At 52.3% G+C, this 21,174-nt stretch carries 18 protein-coding genes and 1 other RNA gene; 9 read left to right on the top strand and 10 right to left on the bottom strand.

The features are described from left to right. Positions 1-25 precede the first annotated feature (25 nt). Positions 26-3,388 carry a mechanosensitive channel MscK gene (gene mscK, locus ABVN36_RS16375; protein WP_000178232.1) on the bottom strand — a complete coding sequence of 1,121 codons (3,363 nt, stop codon included), beginning with the start codon at positions 3,386-3,388 and terminating at the stop codon, positions 26-28. A gap of 118 nt (positions 3,389-3,506) precedes the next feature. Continuing rightward, on the bottom strand, positions 3,507-4,160 hold the full coding sequence (gene acrR / locus ABVN36_RS16370) for a multidrug efflux transporter transcriptional repressor AcrR (RefSeq protein ID WP_000101755.1): 654 nt from the start codon (positions 4,158-4,160) through the stop codon (positions 3,507-3,509). A gap of 141 nt (positions 4,161-4,301) precedes the next feature. Between acrR and acrA the strand changes: the two genes are divergently transcribed. The 6 genes from acrA (at position 4,302) to ABVN36_RS16340 (ending at position 11,101) form a co-directional block, all read left to right on the top strand. After that, the gene (gene acrA, locus ABVN36_RS16365; RefSeq protein WP_001039202.1) at positions 4,302-5,495 is read left to right on the top strand and encodes a multidrug efflux RND transporter periplasmic adaptor subunit AcrA; all 1,194 of its coding nucleotides are present in this window, start codon (positions 4,302-4,304) and stop codon (positions 5,493-5,495) included. A gap of 22 nt (positions 5,496-5,517) precedes the next feature. Further along, complete coding sequence (gene acrB / locus ABVN36_RS16360; protein ID WP_001132508.1) at positions 5,518-8,667, top strand: efflux RND transporter permease AcrB; 3,150 nt, start codon at positions 5,518-5,520, stop codon at positions 8,665-8,667. A gap of 495 nt (positions 8,668-9,162) precedes the next feature. Continuing rightward, entirely contained in the window at positions 9,163-9,537 is a 375-nt protein-coding gene (tomB, locus tag ABVN36_RS16355) for an Hha toxicity modulator TomB (protein WP_000344807.1), read from the top strand. 27 nt (positions 9,538-9,564) lie between these two features. Then, entirely contained in the window at positions 9,565-9,783 is a 219-nt protein-coding gene (locus tag ABVN36_RS16350) for an HHA domain-containing protein (RefSeq protein WP_001280991.1), read from the top strand. A 178-nt stretch (positions 9,784-9,961) separates the two neighbouring features. Beyond that, a complete protein-coding gene (gene maa, locus ABVN36_RS16345; RefSeq protein WP_001278793.1) occupies positions 9,962-10,513 on the top strand; it encodes a maltose O-acetyltransferase in 552 nt (183 codons plus the stop codon). 117 nt (positions 10,514-10,630) lie between these two features. Then, positions 10,631-11,101 (top strand): YlaC family protein, encoded by a 471-nt coding sequence (locus ABVN36_RS16340; protein WP_000136183.1) that lies wholly within the window; start codon positions 10,631-10,633, stop codon positions 11,099-11,101. Between the two features lie 54 nt (positions 11,102-11,155). Here the strand turns inward: ABVN36_RS16340 and ykgO are convergent, their stop codons facing one another. Both ykgO and ABVN36_RS16330 read right to left on the bottom strand, forming a co-directional pair. Continuing rightward, positions 11,156-11,296, bottom strand: coding sequence for a type B 50S ribosomal protein L36 (gene ykgO / locus ABVN36_RS16335; protein ID WP_001197749.1), 141 nt, complete (start codon positions 11,294-11,296; stop codon positions 11,156-11,158). Positions 11,297-11,301: 5 nt separating this feature from the next. Next, positions 11,302-11,562 (bottom strand): type B 50S ribosomal protein L31, encoded by a 261-nt coding sequence (locus ABVN36_RS16330; protein ID WP_000801421.1) that lies wholly within the window; start codon positions 11,560-11,562, stop codon positions 11,302-11,304. A gap of 224 nt (positions 11,563-11,786) precedes the next feature. On the opposite strand from ABVN36_RS16330, the gene ABVN36_RS16325 reads away from it, so the two are divergent. Beyond that, entirely contained in the window at positions 11,787-13,337 is a 1,551-nt protein-coding gene (locus ABVN36_RS16325; protein ID WP_000213144.1) for an EAL domain-containing protein, read from the top strand. A gap of 49 nt (positions 13,338-13,386) precedes the next feature. Here the strand turns inward: ABVN36_RS16325 and ffs are convergent. Next, an RNA gene (gene ffs / locus ABVN36_RS16320) (signal recognition particle sRNA small type) lies at positions 13,387-13,483 on the bottom strand. 84 nt (positions 13,484-13,567) lie between these two features. Between ffs and ABVN36_RS16315 the strand changes: the two genes are divergently transcribed. After that, positions 13,568-13,957 (top strand): MGMT family protein, encoded by a 390-nt coding sequence (locus tag ABVN36_RS16315; RefSeq protein WP_000961285.1) that lies wholly within the window; start codon positions 13,568-13,570, stop codon positions 13,955-13,957. Between the two features lie 32 nt (positions 13,958-13,989). Here ABVN36_RS16315 and ABVN36_RS16310 read toward each other — a convergent pair whose 3' ends face one another. Next, on the bottom strand, positions 13,990-14,559 hold the full coding sequence (locus ABVN36_RS16310; protein WP_000779802.1) for a YbaY family lipoprotein: 570 nt from the start codon (positions 14,557-14,559) through the stop codon (positions 13,990-13,992). 214 nt (positions 14,560-14,773) lie between these two features. Between ABVN36_RS16310 and tesB the strand changes: the two genes are divergently transcribed. Next, the gene (tesB, locus tag ABVN36_RS16305; protein WP_000084176.1) at positions 14,774-15,634 is read left to right on the top strand and encodes an acyl-CoA thioesterase II; all 861 of its coding nucleotides are present in this window, start codon (positions 14,774-14,776) and stop codon (positions 15,632-15,634) included. Between the two features lie 99 nt (positions 15,635-15,733). Here the strand turns inward: tesB and amtB are convergent, their stop codons facing one another. From amtB to ABVN36_RS16285, 4 genes are all read right to left on the bottom strand, one after another. After that, on the bottom strand, positions 15,734-17,020 hold the full coding sequence (amtB, locus tag ABVN36_RS16300; RefSeq protein WP_023137940.1) for an ammonium transporter AmtB: 1,287 nt from the start codon (positions 17,018-17,020) through the stop codon (positions 15,734-15,736). A gap of 31 nt (positions 17,021-17,051) precedes the next feature. Beyond that, positions 17,052-17,390, bottom strand: a complete 339-nt coding sequence (gene glnK / locus ABVN36_RS16295; RefSeq protein ID WP_000780341.1) for a P-II family nitrogen regulator — start codon at positions 17,388-17,390, stop codon at positions 17,052-17,054. 212 nt (positions 17,391-17,602) lie between these two features. Further along, positions 17,603-19,384, bottom strand: coding sequence for a SmdB family multidrug efflux ABC transporter permease/ATP-binding protein (locus ABVN36_RS16290; RefSeq protein WP_023137939.1), 1,782 nt, complete (start codon positions 19,382-19,384; stop codon positions 17,603-17,605). Continuing rightward, positions 19,377-21,149: a SmdA family multidrug ABC transporter permease/ATP-binding protein gene (locus ABVN36_RS16285; protein WP_001235559.1), complete on the bottom strand. Its 1,773-nt coding sequence runs from the start codon at positions 21,147-21,149 to the stop codon at positions 19,377-19,379. The genes ABVN36_RS16290 and ABVN36_RS16285 overlap by 8 nt, the downstream gene beginning before the upstream one ends. Between the last annotated feature and the right edge of the window lie 25 nt (positions 21,150-21,174).

Raw genomic sequence — 21,174 nt, 5'->3', positions numbered from 1 at the left:
CATAAAGCGCGCGGCCCACCGCCTTTTAGCTTGCCGTAGGCGCCAGATCGCCGCCGTTGAGATCGCGCTTCACTTCAGTGACTTCGTCGCCCTTCGCGTTATGCAGATGCACCTCAAGCTGGTTAAAGGCGATATTGATATCATTTTCACGGCACAGTCGATCGATCGCGCGGTTCAGTTCATCCACCGTATGGCTACGATCGCGCAATTCACGCACATACAGACGCAGTTCATGATCCAGAGTGCTGGCGCCAAAGGTGGTGAAGAATACGGCAGGTTCCGGATCGTGCATCACCTTCGGATGCTCCATCGCCGCCTGTAGCAGGACTCTTTTCACTTTTTCCAGATCCGAGCCATAGGCCACGCCAAGCCGGATCACCAGACGGGTCGTGGTATCGGAGAGGGACCAGTTAATCAGCCGCTCCGTTACGAACGCTTTGTTCGGAATGATCACTTCTTTACGATCAAAATCGGTAATAGTGGTGGCGCGAATACGAATCTTACTGACCGTGCCGGAATAGGTGCCGATCGTTACCGTATCGCCAATGCGTACCGGACGTTCGAAGAGGATGATTAAACCCGAGACAAAGTTACCGAAGATCTCCTGTAGCCCAAAACCGAGACCCACCGACAACGCCGCCGCCAGCCACTGGAGTTTATCCCACGAGACGCCGAGCGATCCGAATACTGTCATCGCGCCAACAGCGATAATGACGTAGTTAAGGATCGTGGTGATCGCATACGAAGCCCCCTGGCGCATATTCAGACGTGAAAGTACCAGCACTTCCAACAGGCCGGGTAAGTTGCGGATGAGCGCCCAGGCCACCATCGCGGCAATAATGGCGAATAGCAAGCTGCCCATCGTCACGCTTTTCACCACCGCAGCGCCAGCTTCGGAGCCGTTGTAGTGCCACAGCGTGATGCTATCAAGATAGCTGAATACGGTGATCAAATCGGACCAAATCGCCCAGAACATAACGCCGAACAGGGCAAGCATTAGCAGCATCGTGATACGTAATGTTTGCTGGTTAATCTGCTCCAGCGCGATGGCGGGTTCTTCCTGTGGCTCCGCGCCTTCCGCTCCCTCTTTTACCAGGTTCTGACGACGAGCCAGCGCGCGTCGCCAGGCAATCCGGCGCGCCGCTACGCTTAACCCGCGCAGCACCGTTTGATAAAGCAGGTTCCAGATAATGACCAGATAGACGGTTTCAATCCAGCGTCCCGCCAGGCGCAGCGTGGTATAGAAATAGCCGGTCGCCGTTAATACCATTAACGCCACCGGAATAATGGAAAGAATCGTCACGGTCACCAGTCGAATGCCGTGAGATTCTTTATCGCGCCAGCTTTCCCGGCACAGTGGCCACACCAGCAATGTTATGACCAGCAGATTGAGGAAAATAACCGCCTGCCCCAGCACGTCATCCATCAGATTCAGCGGCGACAACTCCGCCACCACAGACCAAAAGTGCAGCGGCAGCAATGCGAGGCTAATGCGTACAATCTGGCGACGCCAGTGGCTGGTCAACTGCGCTGGCATACCGAAATGGCGTATTGCCACGCCCTCTTTTTCCAGCACCTTCCAGCACAGCCCAAAGACCAGCCAGAACATCGCGAGCTTTTTACTAAAGGCCCAGAGCAGATCGCTGATATTTAGCTGCATGGTCAGCAGGATCAGTCCAAGCGCGAGGATAATCAGGCACACCGGCAGCGCGCGGATCAGATCGATCAGAATAGCTTTTGGCGTATTGAGCTGACTATCGTTACGCAGCGATCCCACGGCGGCGGCCAGCTTCTGTTGATACGCTTTTAACCATTTCAGACGCCAGCGGATTAAACCGGCGATGAGCAAGAGCGGCAACCCGGCCAAAAAAGCAATAAATACCGCGGGCCAGGCTTTTTGCCAGTTCACCGTGATTTTCATGGCGCTGAATTGCTCTTTTAACGTTTGGGGGAACGCTTTAAGCCAGTCCCAGTCCATAGGGCGGTTACTGTTCACCCAAAAAATCTGCTGCGTCAGAATGGCTTTCAGATTTTTCGAGACGCTCATCAACTGCTGCTGGTTAACTTGCAGGTTAATCGCCATCATCAGCTGGTTACCCAACTGTTTATTTAGCTGATCCAATAGCTCACGGCGCATCTCCACTACCTGAAGCAACGCATCATGAACTTCATCATTCACCTCGCTGGTATGCCCCTCCTCCAGCTTGTCGACAAAGGCATCGCTTTGGAATAAGGCATCACGCTGCTGGTTGATTTCAAACTGCTCCAGACGCAAATCCGCAATGCGGTTGGTCATATCTTCGAGTTCGTCGGCGGAGGGCAGTGTTTGCTGCTGTTGATAAAGAATACGCGACAGCAACAGGCTGCCTTTTAAGACGGCAATCTGTTCTTTGATATTTCTTTCCGACTGCAGCGCGCGATCGAGCCAGTTTTTTACTTTAATGTTTTGCTGCATCAACATATTGCCGTTTTCGGTCGCGACAATCAGACGCTGGCTGAGTTGATGGTTAATATCCAGTTCCTGTTTTACCAGTGGGTTTGCCTGGATACGCGCCGTTTCGTCCGGCGAAATGGCCTCCTGGGCCGTTTTTTCCGTTAGCGTAAGTCGTTTACTGTTGACCGCCTCCTGTAAAAGTTGAAGCTGATGTTCAAGGCGATTACTGTTGGCCGTCACGTAATCCCGCTGTTTTTGCAGGGTGTCCTGCAAAACGGTATTTCCTTCAAGACTCTTACGTTGCTGGTCGATCTGCGCATTAAGCAGCGCCTGTTGTGCCTGTAATAACACCTGTTGGCTGGGGCGAAGCGCGGCTTCGCCGACGTTATTGCCGTCCAGACGGTTACGGATTTGCTGTATTTGCTGTGAGGCGGTATACATGGCGTTTTGCACGCGCTCAGGCTGGGTCTGTAGCGAAACAAGCTGGCTGTTATAAGCGGCAAGATCGTTTTGCGAATTTTGCAAATCATCCAGTACCTGCGCCACGCGCAGCTCAAGCTGACGTAGCGAAAGCGCACTCAGCGTTTTTCGCATTTCATCATCATTATCGACGTCGCTCAGCGCATTCAACGCAGCCGTCGCCTGACGCATTTTTTCAGGCGCCTGCGCCACCTTCTGCCGTAACTGTACGGTTTCCTCTTTTACCCGCTCGATTTTATCCAGCGTAGCTAACGTATCAATAAGGTCCTGCTGGACGAGCTTATCCTGGGCGGAGAGATCTTTTTGCTTATTCAGCGTATCCAGCTGGTTTTGCACATCCGCTTTTGACGGCAGGTCGCCATTCGTTTGCCCCCGGGCAAATGCCAGAGACTGACAGGACAGCAGGATAATAAGGACGCTAATTGTAATAAAAACAAAATGCTGTGAACGTTTATAAAGCTGCAACATAGTCATGAGAATGAAGTGTCTGAACCGGCAAGCAGACCGGAAATAATTGAGTCGCAAGAATATCACGCCTGTAACAAACAGAATAGCGACACAGAAAATGTCCAGGAGTTTTCCTGGAATATTATCAGGGGGAGCCGTTGACCGTCGACGCGCGCAGCGTCGGACACAATTGATACATCTCCAGCAGGATCGTGACGTAGGCGCGAGCTTCTTTTTTTAAATCAAACGATTGCGGAGCAAATAACCAGTTTTCCATGAGCCCTGAAATAAAGCTGCGCATCAGTATCGCCGCACGACGGGTCAGCAGATTTTCAGGCAGCATTTTAGCATTAATACAATGTTTTAACGTTTGTTCAATCCGATCGTAACTTTCCAGACAAAGGCTACGTTGCGCCTGTTGAACCACAACCATTTCTCCGACAAACTCACATTTATGGAATATAATCTCCATCAATAAGCGGCGTCGTTCTTCTGTTACAGTAGCTTCAAGAATATGAACTAAAATTTCTCTTAATACAGATAGTGGATCGTCGGGGAATTTTGCCTGATACTCAATCTCAAGCTCACCAATATTGGATTCTGATAGCTCCCAGATCTCACTGAATAAATCCGACTTATTTTTGAAATGCCAATAGATTGCGCCGCGCGTCACGCCAGCAGCGTTCGCAATCTCCGCCAGCGAGGTTGCCGATACGCCTTGCTGCGAGAACAAACGCAGGGCCACATCCAGGATGTGTTGTCGTGTCTCCAGCGCTTGTTGTTTGGTTTTTCGTGCCATATGTCGGTGAATTTACAGGCGTTAGATTTACATACATTTATAGATGTATGTACCATAGCACGACGATAATATAAACGCAGCAATGGGTTTAAGGACCTTTGACCATTGACCAATTTGAAATCGGACACTCGAGGTTTACATATGAACAAAAACAGAGGGTTAACGCCTCTGGCGGTCGTTCTGATGCTCTCAGGCAGCTTAGCGCTAACAGGATGTGACGACAAACAGGACCAGCAAGGCGGCCAGCAGATGCCAGAAGTTGGAGTTGTCACACTAAAAACGGAACCACTGCAAATCACAACTGAACTTCCGGGTCGTACCGTTGCTTACCGTATCGCCGAAGTTCGCCCACAGGTAAGCGGCATTATCCTGAAGCGTAATTTCGTTGAGGGAAGTGATATCGAAGCGGGAGTCTCTCTCTATCAGATTGATCCTGCGACCTACCAGGCGACTTACGACAGCGCTAAGGGCGATTTGGCAAAAGCGCAGGCCGCCGCGAATATCGCTGAACTGACGGTGAAGCGTTATCAAAAGCTGCTGGGTACGCAGTACATCAGTAAGCAGGAATACGATCAGGCGCTGGCTGACGCGCAACAAGCGACTGCCGCCGTTGTCGCAGCAAAAGCCGCCGTTGAAACCGCACGTATCAACCTGGCGTATACCAAAGTCACCTCACCGATTAGCGGTCGTATTGGTAAGTCATCCGTAACGGAAGGCGCGCTGGTACAGAACGGTCAGGCGTCGGCGCTGGCGACAGTGCAGCAGTTGGACCCTATTTATGTCGATGTGACCCAGTCCAGCAATGATTTCCTGCGCCTGAAGCAGGAGCTGGCAAATGGTTCGCTGAAGCAGGAAAACGGCAAAGCGAAGGTCGACCTGGTGACCAGCGACGGTATCAAATTCCCGCAGTCCGGTACGCTTGAGTTCTCCGACGTGACCGTTGACCAAACCACCGGATCTATTACTTTGCGCGCCATCTTCCCTAACCCGGATCACACCTTATTGCCAGGAATGTTCGTTCGCGCACGTCTGCAGGAAGGGACAAAACCGACGGCATTACTGGTTCCACAACAGGGCGTTACCCGTACTCCACGCGGCGATGCCACGGTGCTGGTGGTTGGCGCTGATAACAAAGTGGAAACCCGCCAAATCGTCGCAAGCCAGGCGATCGGCGATAAGTGGCTGGTGACTGACGGGTTGAAAGCGGGCGACCGCGTAGTCGTCAGCGGGCTGCAAAAAGTACGTCCTGGCGCACAGGTTAAAGTGCAGGAAATTACCGCGGATAACAAACAGCAAGCCGCAAGCGGTGATCAACCTGCTCAGCCCAGGTCTTAACTTAAACAGGAGCCGTTAAGACATGCCTAATTTCTTTATCGATCGCCCTATATTTGCGTGGGTGATCGCCATCATCATCATGTTGGCAGGGGGGCTCGCGATCCTCAAATTGCCGGTAGCGCAATATCCGACGATTGCGCCACCAGCAGTGACGATCTCCGCAACCTACCCTGGCGCTGATGCGAAAACGGTACAGGATACCGTCACGCAGGTTATCGAACAGAATATGAACGGTATCGATAATCTGATGTATATGTCCTCCAACAGTGACTCCACGGGGACCGTGCAGATCACGCTGACCTTTGAATCCGGCACCGATGCGGATATCGCGCAGGTTCAGGTTCAGAACAAGTTGCAACTGGCAATGCCGTTACTTCCCCAGGAAGTACAGCAACAGGGCGTGAGCGTTGAGAAGTCCTCAAGTAGCTTCCTGATGGTAGTGGGCGTCATTAACACCGACGGCACCATGACCCAGGAGGATATTTCGGATTACGTTGCCGCCAATATGAAAGATCCGATCAGCCGTACCTCTGGGGTGGGCGACGTCCAGCTGTTTGGTTCGCAGTATGCGATGCGTATCTGGATGAATCCGACAGAGCTGACCAAATACCAACTGACGCCGGTCGACGTGATTAACGCGATCAAAGCGCAGAACGCCCAGGTCGCGGCAGGTCAGCTCGGTGGTACGCCGCCGGTAAAAGGCCAGCAGCTTAACGCATCGATTATTGCCCAAACGCGTCTGACCTCAACGGATGAGTTTGGCAAAATCCTGCTGAAGGTGAATCAGGATGGCTCTCAGGTTCGTCTGCGGGATGTAGCGAAAATTGAGCTTGGCGGCGAAAACTACGACGTCATCGCGAAATTTAACGGTCAGCCAGCGTCAGGTCTTGGCATCAAACTGGCTACCGGCGCCAACGCGCTGGATACCGCTACCGCTATTCGCGCCGAACTGAAAAAAATGGAACCGTTCTTCCCGCCAGGGATGAAAATCGTCTACCCGTATGACACCACGCCGTTCGTGAAGATCTCTATTCATGAAGTGGTAAAAACGCTGGTCGAAGCGATTATCCTCGTGTTCCTGGTGATGTACCTGTTCCTGCAGAACTTCCGCGCGACATTGATTCCGACTATTGCGGTTCCGGTGGTGTTGTTGGGAACCTTTGCCGTGCTTGCGGCATTCGGTTTCTCGATAAACACGCTGACGATGTTCGGGATGGTGCTCGCCATCGGCTTGCTGGTGGATGACGCCATCGTGGTGGTCGAGAACGTCGAACGTGTTATGACGGAAGAAGGCCTTCCGCCGAAGGAAGCGACGCGCAAATCCATGGGCCAGATTCAGGGCGCATTGGTGGGTATCGCGATGGTACTGTCGGCGGTATTTATTCCGATGGCCTTCTTTGGCGGCTCAACCGGGGCAATTTATCGTCAGTTCTCTATCACCATCGTATCGGCGATGGCGCTGTCGGTGCTGGTCGCGCTGATCCTGACGCCCGCGCTGTGCGCGACGATGCTCAAACCCGTCGCCAAAGGAGATCATGGCGAAGGGAAAAAAGGCTTTTTCGGCTGGTTTAACCGCCTGTTTGATAAGAGCACGCATCACTACACCGATAGCGTAGGCAATATTCTGCGCAGCACCGGGCGTTATCTGCTGCTCTATCTCATTATCGTCGTCGGTATGGCTTATCTGTTCGTTCGTCTGCCAAGCTCTTTCTTGCCGGATGAAGACCAGGGCGTATTCCTGACAATGGTCCAGCTCCCCGCCGGCGCGACGCAAGAGCGCACGCAAAAAGTGCTGGATGAGGTCACGGATTACTATCTGAACAAAGAGAAAGCCAACGTTGAATCGGTATTCGCCGTCAACGGCTTCGGTTTTGCAGGGCGCGGTCAGAATACCGGTATTGCATTCGTGTCGTTGAAAGACTGGGCCGATCGTCCAGGCGAAAAAAACAAGGTTGAAGCGATTACCCAGCGGGCAACCGCAGCGTTTTCACAAATTAAAGATGCGATGGTCTTCGCCTTTAACCTGCCGGCGATTGTTGAACTGGGCACCGCAACCGGGTTTGACTTCGAGTTGATTGACCAGGCGGGACTTGGTCATGAAAAACTCACCCAGGCACGTAATCAGTTGTTCGGCGAGGTGGCGAAATATCCTGATCTGCTGGTCGGCGTTCGACCTAACGGCCTGGAAGATACGCCGCAGTTTAAAATCGATATCGACCAGGAAAAAGCTCAGGCGCTGGGCGTGTCTATTAGCGACATTAATACCACGCTGGGCGCAGCATGGGGCGGCAGCTATGTAAACGACTTTATCGATCGCGGTCGTGTGAAGAAAGTTTACGTGATGTCCGAAGCGAAATACCGCATGTTGCCGGATGATATTAACGACTGGTACGTTCGTGGTAGCGATGGTCAGATGGTGCCGTTCTCCGCATTCTCCTCTTCCCGCTGGGAATATGGTTCGCCGCGTCTGGAACGCTATAACGGTCTGCCTTCGATGGAAATTCTGGGTCAGGCGGCGCCAGGCAAGAGTACTGGTGAAGCGATGGCGATGATGGAGGAACTGGCCAGCAAGCTGCCGTCAGGCATTGGATATGACTGGACCGGGATGTCCTACCAGGAGCGGTTGTCCGGCAACCAGGCCCCTGCTCTGTATGCTATCTCGCTGATCGTCGTCTTCCTGTGTCTGGCGGCATTGTATGAGAGCTGGTCTATCCCGTTCTCCGTAATGCTGGTTGTTCCGCTTGGGGTTATCGGCGCGCTGCTGGCCGCGACCTTCCGCGGACTGACTAACGACGTTTACTTCCAGGTGGGCCTGCTCACAACCATTGGGTTGTCGGCGAAGAACGCGATACTTATCGTCGAATTCGCCAAAGACTTAATGGATAAAGAAGGGAAAGGTCTGGTAGAAGCGACGCTGGAGGCCGTCCGGATGCGTTTGCGCCCGATTCTGATGACCTCGTTAGCATTCATGCTGGGGGTTATGCCGCTGGTTATCAGTTCCGGCGCGGGTTCCGGCGCGCAGAATGCGGTAGGTACTGGCGTACTGGGCGGGATGGTAACGGCAACCGTACTGGCTATTTTCTTCGTACCGGTCTTCTTCGTGGTGGTACGCCGCCGCTTTAGCCGTAAAAGCGAAGATATTGAGCATAGTCATTCGACAGAACATCGCTGATTTGCTCACTGTTGATAAGGCCGCGCAAGCGGCCTTTTTTACGCAAAAATCATAAAATACGCTTATTGTTAGATTGATTATTTTTTGCCATATTAATAAAAGGTATAATCCTTACTGCGTTAAAGGCTTTTCTTAGGAAAGTTGGCCATTTCTTAATTCAGCCATTAATTAAGAAATATTAAGAATATTCCTAGCTATTTTCTCCTGTCAGAGTCTATTGTTTTAGCCTGAAAAGCTAAAAAACGTTAACCCAATGATTACACAAACAATAAAACTGGTTCCTTTTTAGGCGACCGACGATCACTGTTAAAATTCGAAAAAGTATGGCAACACGCGGCTTTCACGCAATTGTAATTTTTCGTAATATGACGATGAAAAGTTTTTTAGAGTAGATTATAGTTAAATCATAAGGTGACGTGGGAAGTACCAGGTTAGTTAGTTGTATCCATCCCGAAGGTGTTCGGTTAGTTTAAGCCACTAAAAAGGGGATGCATTATGGACGAATACTCACCCAAAAGACATGATATAGCACAGCTTAAATTTCTTTGCGAAACCCTGTATCATGACTGTCTTGCAAACCTTGAAGAAAGCAACCATGGCTGGGTTAATGACCCGACCTCAGCAGTCAACCTGCAGCTCAATGAGCTGATAGAGCATATTGCAACTTTCGCGCTTAATTATAAAATTAAGTACAATGAAGACAATAAATTGATTGCGCAGATAGATGAATACCTGGACGACACCTTTATGTTGTTCAGCAGCTATGGTATTAATACGCAGGATTTGCAAAAATGGCGTAAATCGGGCAACCGCCTGTTCCGTTGTTTCGTCAACGCCACCAGGGCTAATCCTGTTAGTTTGTCTTGTTAAAAATTATTACAATCATAGGTAGAATTTATGTCTGATAAACCATTAACTAAAACTGATTATTTGATGCGTTTACGGCGCTGTCAGACAATTGACACTCTGGAGCGCGTCATTGAGAAAAATAAATATGAATTGTCCGACAATGAGCTGGCTGTATTTTACTCAGCTGCGGATCACCGTCTTGCAGAATTGACGATGAACAAACTCTACGACAAGATCCCCTCTTCAGTATGGAAATTCATTCGTTAATCACGCTACATTACTTTTTAGAGAACACGCAGGTGTTATCTGCCTCCTCGTTCTGGCTAATAACACAACGGGCTATTATAGAACAGTGATATAGATCACATACCAATAGCAGGGAACGTTCCCTCTAATACTCTATTATTGCTTCTATTGCGATAATATCCACCAAGGGGAGCGCGCGATGAGTGACGAAAAACAAAAAATGATCGCTGGGGCACTGTATTGCCCGACCGATGAAACTTTATGCCAGGATCGACTGCGGGCGCGTCAACTCATCCATCAATACAATTATACTACGCCTGATGAAATAAATAAGCGTCAGGCGATTTTACGCGACCTGTTGGGTCGATGCGAAGACGCCTATATTGAACCTTCCTTCCGTTGCGACTACGGCTATAATATTTTTCTTGGTCACTCCTTTTACGCTAACTTCGACTGCGTCATGCTTGATGTTTGCCCAATTCATATTGGCGATAATTGTATGCTCGCGCCAGGGGTACATATCTATACCGCCACGCACCCGCTGGACGCCGTCGAACGCAACAGCGGCAGAGAATTAGGTAAACCCGTCACTATCGGAAATAACGTCTGGATAGGCGGACGAGCCGTCGTTAATCCTGGCGTAACCATCGGCGATAACGTCGTCGTCGCTTCAGGCGCTGTGGTGACAAAAAACGTACCGCCAGACGTCGTGGTAGGCGGAAATCCGGCGCGAATCATTAAAAAATTGTAGTTAAAATGATAACTGTTATGCTAATTCGTGGTTAATCTGTTACTTTTTTCACGTTACACCTCCCTTTAAAATGGGCTGTTACTACCCCCTATGTCGCAGAAATCATGAAGGCAAAAGATGACAGAGATACAGCGCCTGCTTAGCGAAACTATTGATGACTTAAACGTCCGTGAAAAACGCGATAACAGGCCGCGTTTTAGTATCAGTTTTATCCGCAAGCATCCTGGGTTATTTATCGCGATGTATGCAGCCTGGTTTGCGACGCTGGCGGTCATGCTGCAATCAGAAACGCTGGTGGGGTCAGTGTGGCTGTTAGTGGTGTTATTTATCGCATTTAATGGCTTCTTCTTTTTCGACATCGCCCCGCGTTATCACTATAACGACATCGATGTGCTGGACCTCCGGGTCTGTTACAACGGCGAATGGTACAACACCCGCTTTGTTCCCCCCACGCTCATTGAGACGATTCTTCAGTCTCCACAGGTGGATAATGAACATAAAGTCCAGCTGCAAAAAATGGTTGCCCGTAAGGGCGAACTTTCCTTCTACGATATTTTTACGCTGGCCCGCGCAGAAGCCAGTCGGTAATAAAAAAGTGCGCACCCTCCCTGGTACGCACTGCTTTCCCTGAACTGTTGGTTTTTAACGTCTTTTTTTACGCCCCTGAACCGCCTTAAAACGCGGATTTGTTTTACAAATCACGTATAAGCGTCCTTTGCGTTTGACTATCTGGCAATCCGGATGCCGTTGTTTTGCATTGCGAAGTGAGTTTAACACCTGCATTTCATTTACCCCCGTTTAGCGCCGATAAAATGACCAAAACGTTTCTGGAAGCGTGCGGCGCTACTTTCGCTATCAAACGTTTTCTGTCTACCGGTATAAAAAGGATGCGATTTTGATGACACATCAATAGTGACATACGGATATGTCACGCCGTCCAGTTCGATTTCACGTTCAGTTTTGATAGTTGATCCCACTTTCACATATTCATTTACGCTGGTGTCGTGAAATACGACGGTGCGGTATACAGGATGAATATCAGGTTTCATTGCGCCCCCTCAATTATGTTATAACATAACAATAAAATACGCTATCAACGCTCCTTTTTCAACCGGTAAACATTCACGATCTCTTCCTGGCGGCAAAAGCAACGTGGCGTAACGCGTTAGTCTGGCCCCTGTATCTGTAAAATCGATAAAATAGCTTTATCATTCGAGGGCGCGATTTACGATCGGATATACTTTCTCTACGCTGTGTTTATAAGGACATCACTGTGACAACACGACATCTGGTCAGCCTGGTAACGGGAGTGCTTATCCTGTCTGTCCTTTTCCCGATAGGATTGAGCCTGTGGCTGGCGCACCGTCAAGTTGAAAAAAGGTTTAACGAAGAGCTGGATATCTTCTCGTCCCGGGTGGCGCTACGTACAGAAAGGGTCAGTGACCAGGCAAAAGCCGCGTTAACGCATATTGCCTCCTTTAAAGGCGAGCCCTGCAGCAGCGCCCATTTACTCGCCATGCGCCGCGTGTCTTATAGCTTTCGGTATGTCCAGGAAGTTCTGTATCTTAAAAATTCGATTCCCGTTTGCTCCTCACTTGAAAAAGAGAGCCATATTCCCGCTTTCCCTCCGCCCATGAAAATCACTCGCGACGGTTATCGCGCCTGGTTTACGGCGCAAAACGATCTGGGTATAAAACGCTATATGGCGGCACTCGGGAGCGACAGCTATATCGTGATGATCGACCCGGCGTCCTTTATCGATGTGATTCCGTTTGGCGCATGGCCGATTGACGTCGCTATTATTGGCCGGGAACGCAATACTGTGGTTGCCAGCAGCGGTAACCTTGACCCCGCTATTCTTCCGCTCATTCACCATGAGACGCCCCTGCGGCTGGAAAACCGAGGCATTCAGTATGCTATCCACCCCTTTCCGGAAATGGGCATTACTATCGTAAGCTGGGCACCGACCGCTCCGCTGGAAAGGAGCTGGTATCGACAGGCGTTTATCTGGCTACCGGCGGGCATCGTAACGGGTCTGCTGGCCGCGGCCTTTATTCTGCGTATTTTGCGTCGGCTACAGTCGCCCCGCCACCGTCTCCAGGATGCGATAGACAATCGCGAAATTAACGTACACTATCAGCCTATTGTCTCCCTGAGCAGCGGAAAAATTGTCGGTGCCGAAGCTTTAGCTCGCTGGCAACAGGCGGACGGCACCTTCCTTTCGCCGGAAATTTTTATCGCGCTGGCTGAACAAACCGGGCTCACGGAGCCGCTAACCCGGCTAATCATCGAAACCGTTTTTGAAGACATGGGGAGTTGGTTAAAGTCCCATCCCGAACAACATATTTCAATCAATCTTGAGGCATCCGATCTGGCGTCGGAAACGTTGCCGACGCTGTTAAGCACGCTGCTGAACCGTAGCCAAATTTCTCCGTCGCAAATCGCGCTTGAGTTAACGGAGCGCGAGTTCGCCGATCCGAAAACCAGCGCGCCAATTGTCGCCAGATACCGTAACGCGGGACATTCAATTTATATTGATGACTTTGGCACCGGCTATTCCAGCCTCAGCTACTTACAAAATCTGGATGTGGATGTCCTTAAAATTGATAAATCTTTTGTCGATGCGCTGGAATATAAAAACGTCACGCCGCATATTATTGAAATGGCGAAAACGCTCAAACTTAAGATGGTCGCAGAAGGCATCGAAACGGCCAGGCAAGAACAGTGGCTACGCCAGCATGGCGTACATTATGGTCAGGGCTGGTTATACAGTAAACCCCTACCCGCTACGGCATTTATTCTTTGGGCGGAACAGCGGCTATAACGTCGCACAGCAGAAAAGAACAGTGTGGAGAGGCACAAATGGGTGGGGGCCCTGCCAGCTACATCCCGGCACACGCGTCATCTGCCTTGGCTGCTTCCTTCCGGACCTGACCTGGTAAACAGAGTAGCGTTGCGGGAGAACCAACAGAGCCCCCATTGAGAGCGTTGTGAACCAACGCGCAGGCGCATTATCACTGCTATATCGTGCAATTGCAACCCATCAGGCATCGGATGCTGGTTTCTTGCGCATCCGGGCTTTCCTCCCCCCTTATTCCAGATTATCCTGAAGCATTAACGCAGGATTCTATTATGGATATTCAGGACACATTTCCTCAACGCGTCTGGCAAATCGTCGCTTCGATCCCGGAAGGATTTGTCACGACCTACGGTGATGTCGCCCGGCTTGCCGGTTCGCCTCGGGCAGCGCGTCAGGTCGGCGGAGTTTTAAAACGTCTGCCGGAAGGCAGCACTTTACCATGGCATCGGGTGGTGAACCGCCACGGCGCAATATCACTTACCGGGCCGGATCTACAGCGGCAACGTCAGGCATTACTGGCGGAAGGCGTGGTGGTGTCGGGAAGCGGACAAATCGATTTACAACGCTATCGCTGGGTGTATTAACCCTCTCCGTAACGGAGAGGGTTGGCGCAGGATTAATACTGGGTAGGCGCAGGAACGGCAGAAGACGGATTGACCTGGGTCGGCGAAGTCGATGGAACCGTCGTCGTCGCACCACCGCTGGCCTGCACAGGCACCGCCGTTTGCTGTACCGGTACCAGCGTCAGATCCGCTTTAGTGCCACCATTGTTAATCACCGGTTTCACGCTATCGGTAATAAATACCAGCTTATTGTCAACGGTGATGGCCGCGCTCAGGAGAATACGCGCGTTAGGTTGAATATCTGATGGGTTAAACGGCAACACAAAACTGAAAGGCGCCTGTTTACCTTCGGTACGTACCGCTTTTTGCGACAGCACCTTAGACGGCGCATCAGCCAGCGAAGCATCTGAAAGCGTCACGGTCAGCACCGCATCTGGCGGCAGAGCGACCTTCTGGCGGATCCAGACGGTACCGGAAACATTGGGTTGCTGAATAGTAGACTGGTTAGCTGTAATCGACATGTTAGGGTTTGGCGCAGGCGTCTGGATATCAGCGCTTTTATCAGCGCAGGCCGCCAGAGATATCGCAACCGCTAAACCACTTACGATGTGCACGAGTTTCATTCAATTCTCCTTATCATCAATGCACCAGCAGGCCTTTCCCCCCGCCGGAAGAGTGGTTAACAGAAACATAACGTGATTAAGTGTGGCACATGTCACTCATTTTTGCCTGGAATTGGTCTGTTATTCAGACTTTTGTACCCATCGGACCACTTGCAAAATTGCGTTATACTCTGCCCTACCTCGCTTCGGCATCGTTGTCACCTGGAGAGTATGTATGAGTCAGACACTGAATAATTTGCTGACATTATTGAATCTGGAAAAAATTGAAGAAGGACTCTTTCGGGGCCAAAGTGAAGACTTAGGGCTGCGCCAGGTATTTGGCGGTCAGGTGGTGGGCCAGGCACTCTATGCCGCCAAAGAAACGGTGCCGGAAGCACGACTGGTGCATTCATTCCACAGTTATTTTCTGCGGCCAGGCGACAGCCAAAAACCCATTATCTATGACGTAGAAGTGCTGCGCGATGGGAATAGCTTCAGCGCCCGCCGCGTTGCCGCTATTCAGAACGGGAAACCCATCTTTTACATGACCGCCTCATTCCAGGCGCCGGAACCGGGTTTTGAACATCAAAAAACCATGCCGACGGCAGTCGGGCCGGAAGGACTACCGTCAGAAACGGAAATCGCGCAATCGCTGGCGCATTTACTGCCGCCGATTCTGAAAGAAAAGTTTCTCTGCGATCGCCCGCTGGAAATTCGTCCCGTCGAATTTCACAATCCGTTGAAAGGTCACGTCGCCGCGCCTGTGCGTCAGGTATGGATTCGCGCCAACGGCACCGTTCCGGATGACATTCGCGTCCATCAATATTTACTGGGATATGCCTCTGACCTGAATTTCCTTCCCGTCGCGCTTCAGCCTCACGGCATCGGTTTTCTGGAAAAGGGCATTCAGATCGCCACTATCGATCACTCTATGTGGTTCCATCGCCCGTTCAATTTTAATGAATGGCTACTTTATAGCGTGGAGAGCACTTCCGCCTCCAGCGCCCGGGGCTTTGTTCGCGGCGAGTTTTATACTCAGGATGGCGCGCTGGTCGCTTCAACCGTGCAGGAAGGGGTAATGCGTAATCACAATTAAAAAACATGCCGCTATGCGGCGTTAATGGCCTGATGACGCTGCGCTTATCCGGCCTACGGTAAACTGGATAAGCGCAGCGCCATCAGGCATGTTGCGCAATCACGCGTTATACGCATTCTCGCCGTGACTGTTCACATCCAGCCCCTCGCGCTCCTGCTCTTCCGGTACACGCAGTCCAACAAGGATATCCGCCAGTTTGTAACCAACAAACGCGACAACGCCGGACCAGACGACCGTAATAGCAATACTTTCCAGCTGTACCATCACCTGATGTCCCATCGTAACGCCGTCGACAAAGCCAACGCCGCCCAGCGAACTGGCGGCAAAAACGCCGGTCAGGATACAGCCGACTATTCCGCAAACGCCGTGAACGCCAAATACGTCGCACGGATCATCTACCCGTAGCAGACGTTTAAGCATGGTGACTCCCCACAATCCCGCCAGACCCGCAATAACGCCGATAACCAGCGCGCCGCCAACGCCAACATAGCCACAGGCTGGCGTCACGCCGACCAGACCGGCAATCGCGCCGGAACAGGCTCCCAGCAGGGAAGGCTTACCGCGTAGCGTCCACTCGCCGATAATCCACCCCAGAATCGCGGCGGCGGTCGCCACCACGGTGTTCACAAAGGCCAGCGCTGCTATCTCGTTTGCGCTCCCCGCAGAACCCGCGTTAAATCCAAACCAGCCGATATACAGAATCGCAGTACCGGTAAAGACCATCGGCAGGTTATGGGGTTTAAATGCTTCTTTCCCAAAGCCGACGCGTTTGCCAATTAAATAAGCCCCCACCAGCCCGGCGATAGCGGCGTTAATATGCACCACCGTACCACCGGCAAAATCCAGCGCGCCGTGAGCAGCCAGCAGGCCGCCGCCCCACACCATGTGCGCAATCGGAACATAAGAGAGCGTGAACCACACCACGACAAAAATCAGTACCGCCGAAAAACGAATACGCTCCGCCAGCGCGCCGACAATCAGCCCGACGGTAATACAGGCGAAAGATCCCTGAAACGCGACATGAATATACTGATAAATCGTACCCGTTACCGCCGTCAACGCGATATTCTTCAACATCGCCCCATCGGCATTACCGAAGAAATGATTCCCTTCGCCAAAAGCCAGCGAATAGCCGTACACCACCCATAAAATACAGACCAGCGCAAAGGTGACGGTCACTTGCGTTAACATTGACAGCACGTTCTTGGCGCGAATTAATCCGCCGTAAAACAGCGCGATACCCGGTATCGTCATGAACAGCACCAGCGCGGTGCAAATCATCATAAAAGCACTATCCGCTTTATCGGCAACCGCTGGCGCGGCTATCGTTAACCCAGGCAGCAGCGCCAGTGAAGCCAGTGTGGTTTTTATCATCGCTATCTTCATTTTTTCATTTCCTGTTGCTGTGTGGCGGGTCTTACAGCGCTGCTTCGTCAGCTTCGCCGGTACGAATCCGAATAACGCGCATGAGCTCCGCGACGAAAATTTTGCCGTCGCCAATTTTTCCGGTGTAAGCCGCTTTACTGATGATATCGATCACCTCTTCCAGTTGGTCGTCGGCGATAGCCACATCAATTTTGACCTTCGGCAGGAAATTCACGCTGTACTCCGCGCCGCGATACAGTTCGGCGTGTCCTTTCTGACGGCCAAACCCTTTCACTTCGGTGACGGTCAGTCCCTGAATGCCAATGGAAGAAAGCGCCTCCCGCACGTCCTCCAGCTTGAACGGTTTGATAATCACGGTAACCAGCTTCATAGAACCCTCCAGTCAGAATTAGGTAACGGCTGCCGCCGCGCATGGACTCTTCAGGATGGATATTGCAAAGGATGTGCCAGAAGCTGGCGAGCGAGGAAAAGCGCGGTTAGCGGCGCGTCTTTATATTGACGCGCCCCAAAATCGAAGCAGGGAAAGAAAAACGCACCATGACGGTGCATGATGGGCGAGGTTTTGCTCTGTGGCGCCAAACCTTACGCCGCAGGGCCGGATTCTTCGTGTACGCTGGCGGCTAACTCCTCGCCAACTAACTGTAATTGATACATTTGCCAGTAGCGCCCTTGCGCCGCCAGCAATTGTTGATGCGTCCCGCGCTCCACCGCCTGGCCGCGATGGAGAACCAGAATGGTATCCGCCTCCACGATTGTCGATAGCCGATGGGCAATAACCACCAGCGTGGTGCGCTCGCGAATCGCCGCCAGCGCCTGCTGTATCGCCTGCTCAGTGCCGGAATCGATGCTGGCCGTCGCTTCATCAAGAATTAATATTTGCGGGGCGTCAACCAGCACGCGCGCCAGCGCCAATAGCTGTTTTTGCCCGACGGACAGCGTATTTCCCTGCTCGCCGAGATGCGTATGCAGCCCGTCGCTCAGGCCGCGCGCCAGATCTGCCAGTTGTACCGTTTCCAGCGCCTGCCACACCTGCGCCTCGGAGACATCGCGCCCCAGCGTCACATTAGCCAGAAAGGTATCCGCCATCACTACCGGGTCCTGTTGAACCATCGCCACGCCCTGGCGTAAAACGCGATGATTAAGAGAGGCGATCTCTCGCCCATCCAGCCGAATTTCGCCTTGTGTCAGGGGGTAATACCCCATTAATAAGCTGGCGAGCGTGCTCTTCCCGCTGCCGGTGTGCCCCACCAGCGCCACAAAGCTACGGGACGGTACTGATAGCGTAATATCCTGTAAAACAAGATTATCGTCGCGGTAAGCAAACGACAGATGATCAATATCAATCGCCCCGCTTTGCAACGGCCTGTCGTCGCTGCCATAGCGCTGGCGCGGGCGATCCATCAGTTCAAAAACACGCTCTCCCGCCACAACCGCCTGCTGTAGCATGGATTGCTGGGTGGTCAGTTCAATGAGCGGCTCGTTCAGACGTGACAAATAGCTAATGAACGCATACAGCACCCCGACCTCAATCGTGCCGGCAGACGTAAAGCTGAAAAGCATCAACAGACCGCACAAAATGAGCGCAGAAAAGAGGCTAAGCAGCGGACGCAATAAAAAGCCGTCTAAGCGTAGTGTCTGCATCCGCGCCATGTAGTGCGAGCGGCTGGCCTCGCCCATGCGTTCGCCGAAGCGCGCCTGCTGGCGAAACTGCTGGATTACGCTCATCCCGTTGATGATTTCGTTAAAGCCGTCGTTAATATCCGCCAGGTATGCCCGCACGCGGCGTACAATCGGCGTGCTGTAGCGCTGATAAATGACCATCACGGTCAATACCGCCGGAAAAATCAAAATCGCCACCAGCGCCATCCGCCAGTCAAGGCTGAACATAGCGACCAGCATGGCGCCGATCAACGCCGCGCTACGTAATACCGTTGCGACGACCGTGACGTACAGATCGCGGATGACTTCCGTATCGTTGGTCACACGTGAAATTAATTGTCCGACAGGCTGCGTGTCGAAGGCGCTTAGCGGCTGGCGCAAGGCGGCATCCATGACGTCCGTGCGCAAGGACTGAACCACGCCAACGGCCGCCCGGTTAAATAATAAAGACTGGGCGTAATGCAGACCCGCCGCCAGAAACTGTAGCCCCACATAGGCGGCCGTCAGCCCCGCGACCTTGCCCAACGGTAAATGGTGGCGGGCCACCATGTTATCAATGAAATAGCTGATCAGCAGCGGACCGCTAACCTCCGCCGCTGCCGCAATCCACAGCATCATCACCGCGACAGAGAGCGGTTTTCGCCATGGCGAGCCATACGCCAGCAACCGTTTCAGCGTCGGCCATAGCTGTCCAAAACTACGCATTCGCCGCCTCCTCGCCGCGTTCCGGCGCGTCATCCAGAGCGGCCTCCAGTTGCTGATAGCGATACATATCGCGATACCAGCCAATCTGCTGCGCCAGTTGATCGTGATCGCCGCGCTGAACAACATGACCATGTTGCATAACGATAATTTCATTGGCGTCGGTCAGCGCGGATAAACGATGCGCGCTGATGATGACCGTACGCCCTTCGCCCCACTGGCGCAAATTATGCAAAATCTGATGCTCCGTACGACCATCTACTGCTGAAAGCGCATCATCGAGAAGCAGAATTTCCGCATTTAACAGCAGCGCTCTGGCAATCGAGATACGCTGTTTTTGCCCTCCCGATAACATGACGCCACGTTCACCTACCTGCGTGTCGTAGCCCTGAGGCAAACGGAGAATATCCTCATGTACGCTGGCTAAACGCGCCACCTGTTCAATCTCCTCCTGAGTCGCCTCCGGGCGTCCGAGCGCAATATTATTGGCAATAGAGTCCGAGAACAAAAACGGCGTCTGGCTGACGACCGCCAGTCGGCTACGCCAGCTATCCAGTTGCAGATGCGTCAACGGCATGTCATGGAAACGGATTTCTCCCTGCGTCACATCAAAATGGCGCTGGATAAGCGACAATATTGTGCTTTTCCCCGCGCCGGTCGGACCGCATATCCCCAGCATCTGACCCGGTTTAAGACGAAAGTTCACATTCTCCAGCGCCGGATGCGTCGTTTGCGGATAGCAAAACTCACGAATGGCCGCCGTCAGTTCGCCGCGCCCCGCCGGGACCGGCTCTTCGCCATCCTTAACTACCGGCGCTTCCGCCAGCATGGCGCGGATGCGGCTGTAAGCGGCGCTACCCCGCTCCACGATATTAAACATCCAGGCCAGCGCCAGCATCGGCCAAATCATCAACCCCAGATACATCATAAAGCTGGTGAGTTCGCCCAGCGTCAGGCTGCCGTTAACCACCATCCAGCTTCCGCCGCTAATCGCGAGCAGGTTCGCCATGCCAATGGCGATGTAAATGGTTGGATCAAAACGCGCGTCAATACGCGCCACGCGCATATTTTTCTTGCCGGTATCTTCGGCATCCGCCGCAAACAGCGAAGACTGGCGGTCCTCCAGACCAAACGCTTTGATCATGCGGATGCTGGTCAGACTCTCCTGCGTGCGGTCGTTCAGGCTGGAGAAGGCGGCCTGCGCCAGTTTGAAATAATCATGCAGCCGATCGCCGTAACGTTTGATCATCAGCGCCATAATCGGCATCGGCAACAGCGCTAATAGCGTTAGCTGCCAGCTAATTTGCGTCGACATGACAATCAGTACCGCGCAGCCCATTACCAGCGAGTCAACCAGCGTCAGAACGCCCTCGCCCGCCGCAAATACGACGCGATCCACATCATTCGTCGCACGCGCGATCAGATCGCCCGTCCGATGGCGCTGATAAAATTCGGGATGCTGACGACTCAGCTGGCGATAATAATCTTCACGCAGTTCGACGGCTAATTGATAAGAAGCGCCAAACAGCAGCACGCGCCAGACATAGCGCAACAAATAGACCACTACGGCGATCAGGGCAATGGTGCCAATCCACATCGCTATTCGGCCTGGAGTAAAATGCTGTGCGGTTACGCCATCCACGACAATCCCCACCACTTTGGGCGGGATCAGCTGAAGCATCGCAATAAGCATAAGCAGGGCCACCGCGCCAAGATAGCGACGCCATTCCCGGCGAAAGTACCAGCTTAATTGAGCAAATAATCGCACGCGTTATTTCCTGATATGATTTCCG

The sequence above is a fragment of the Salmonella sp. SJTUF15581 genome (genome assembly GCF_043356775.1).
GTDB lineage: Bacteria > Pseudomonadota > Gammaproteobacteria > Enterobacterales > Enterobacteriaceae > Salmonella > Salmonella enterica.
The sequence above is the reverse complement of the archived record's forward strand: the minus strand, read 5'-3'. Positions and strand labels throughout refer to the sequence as shown.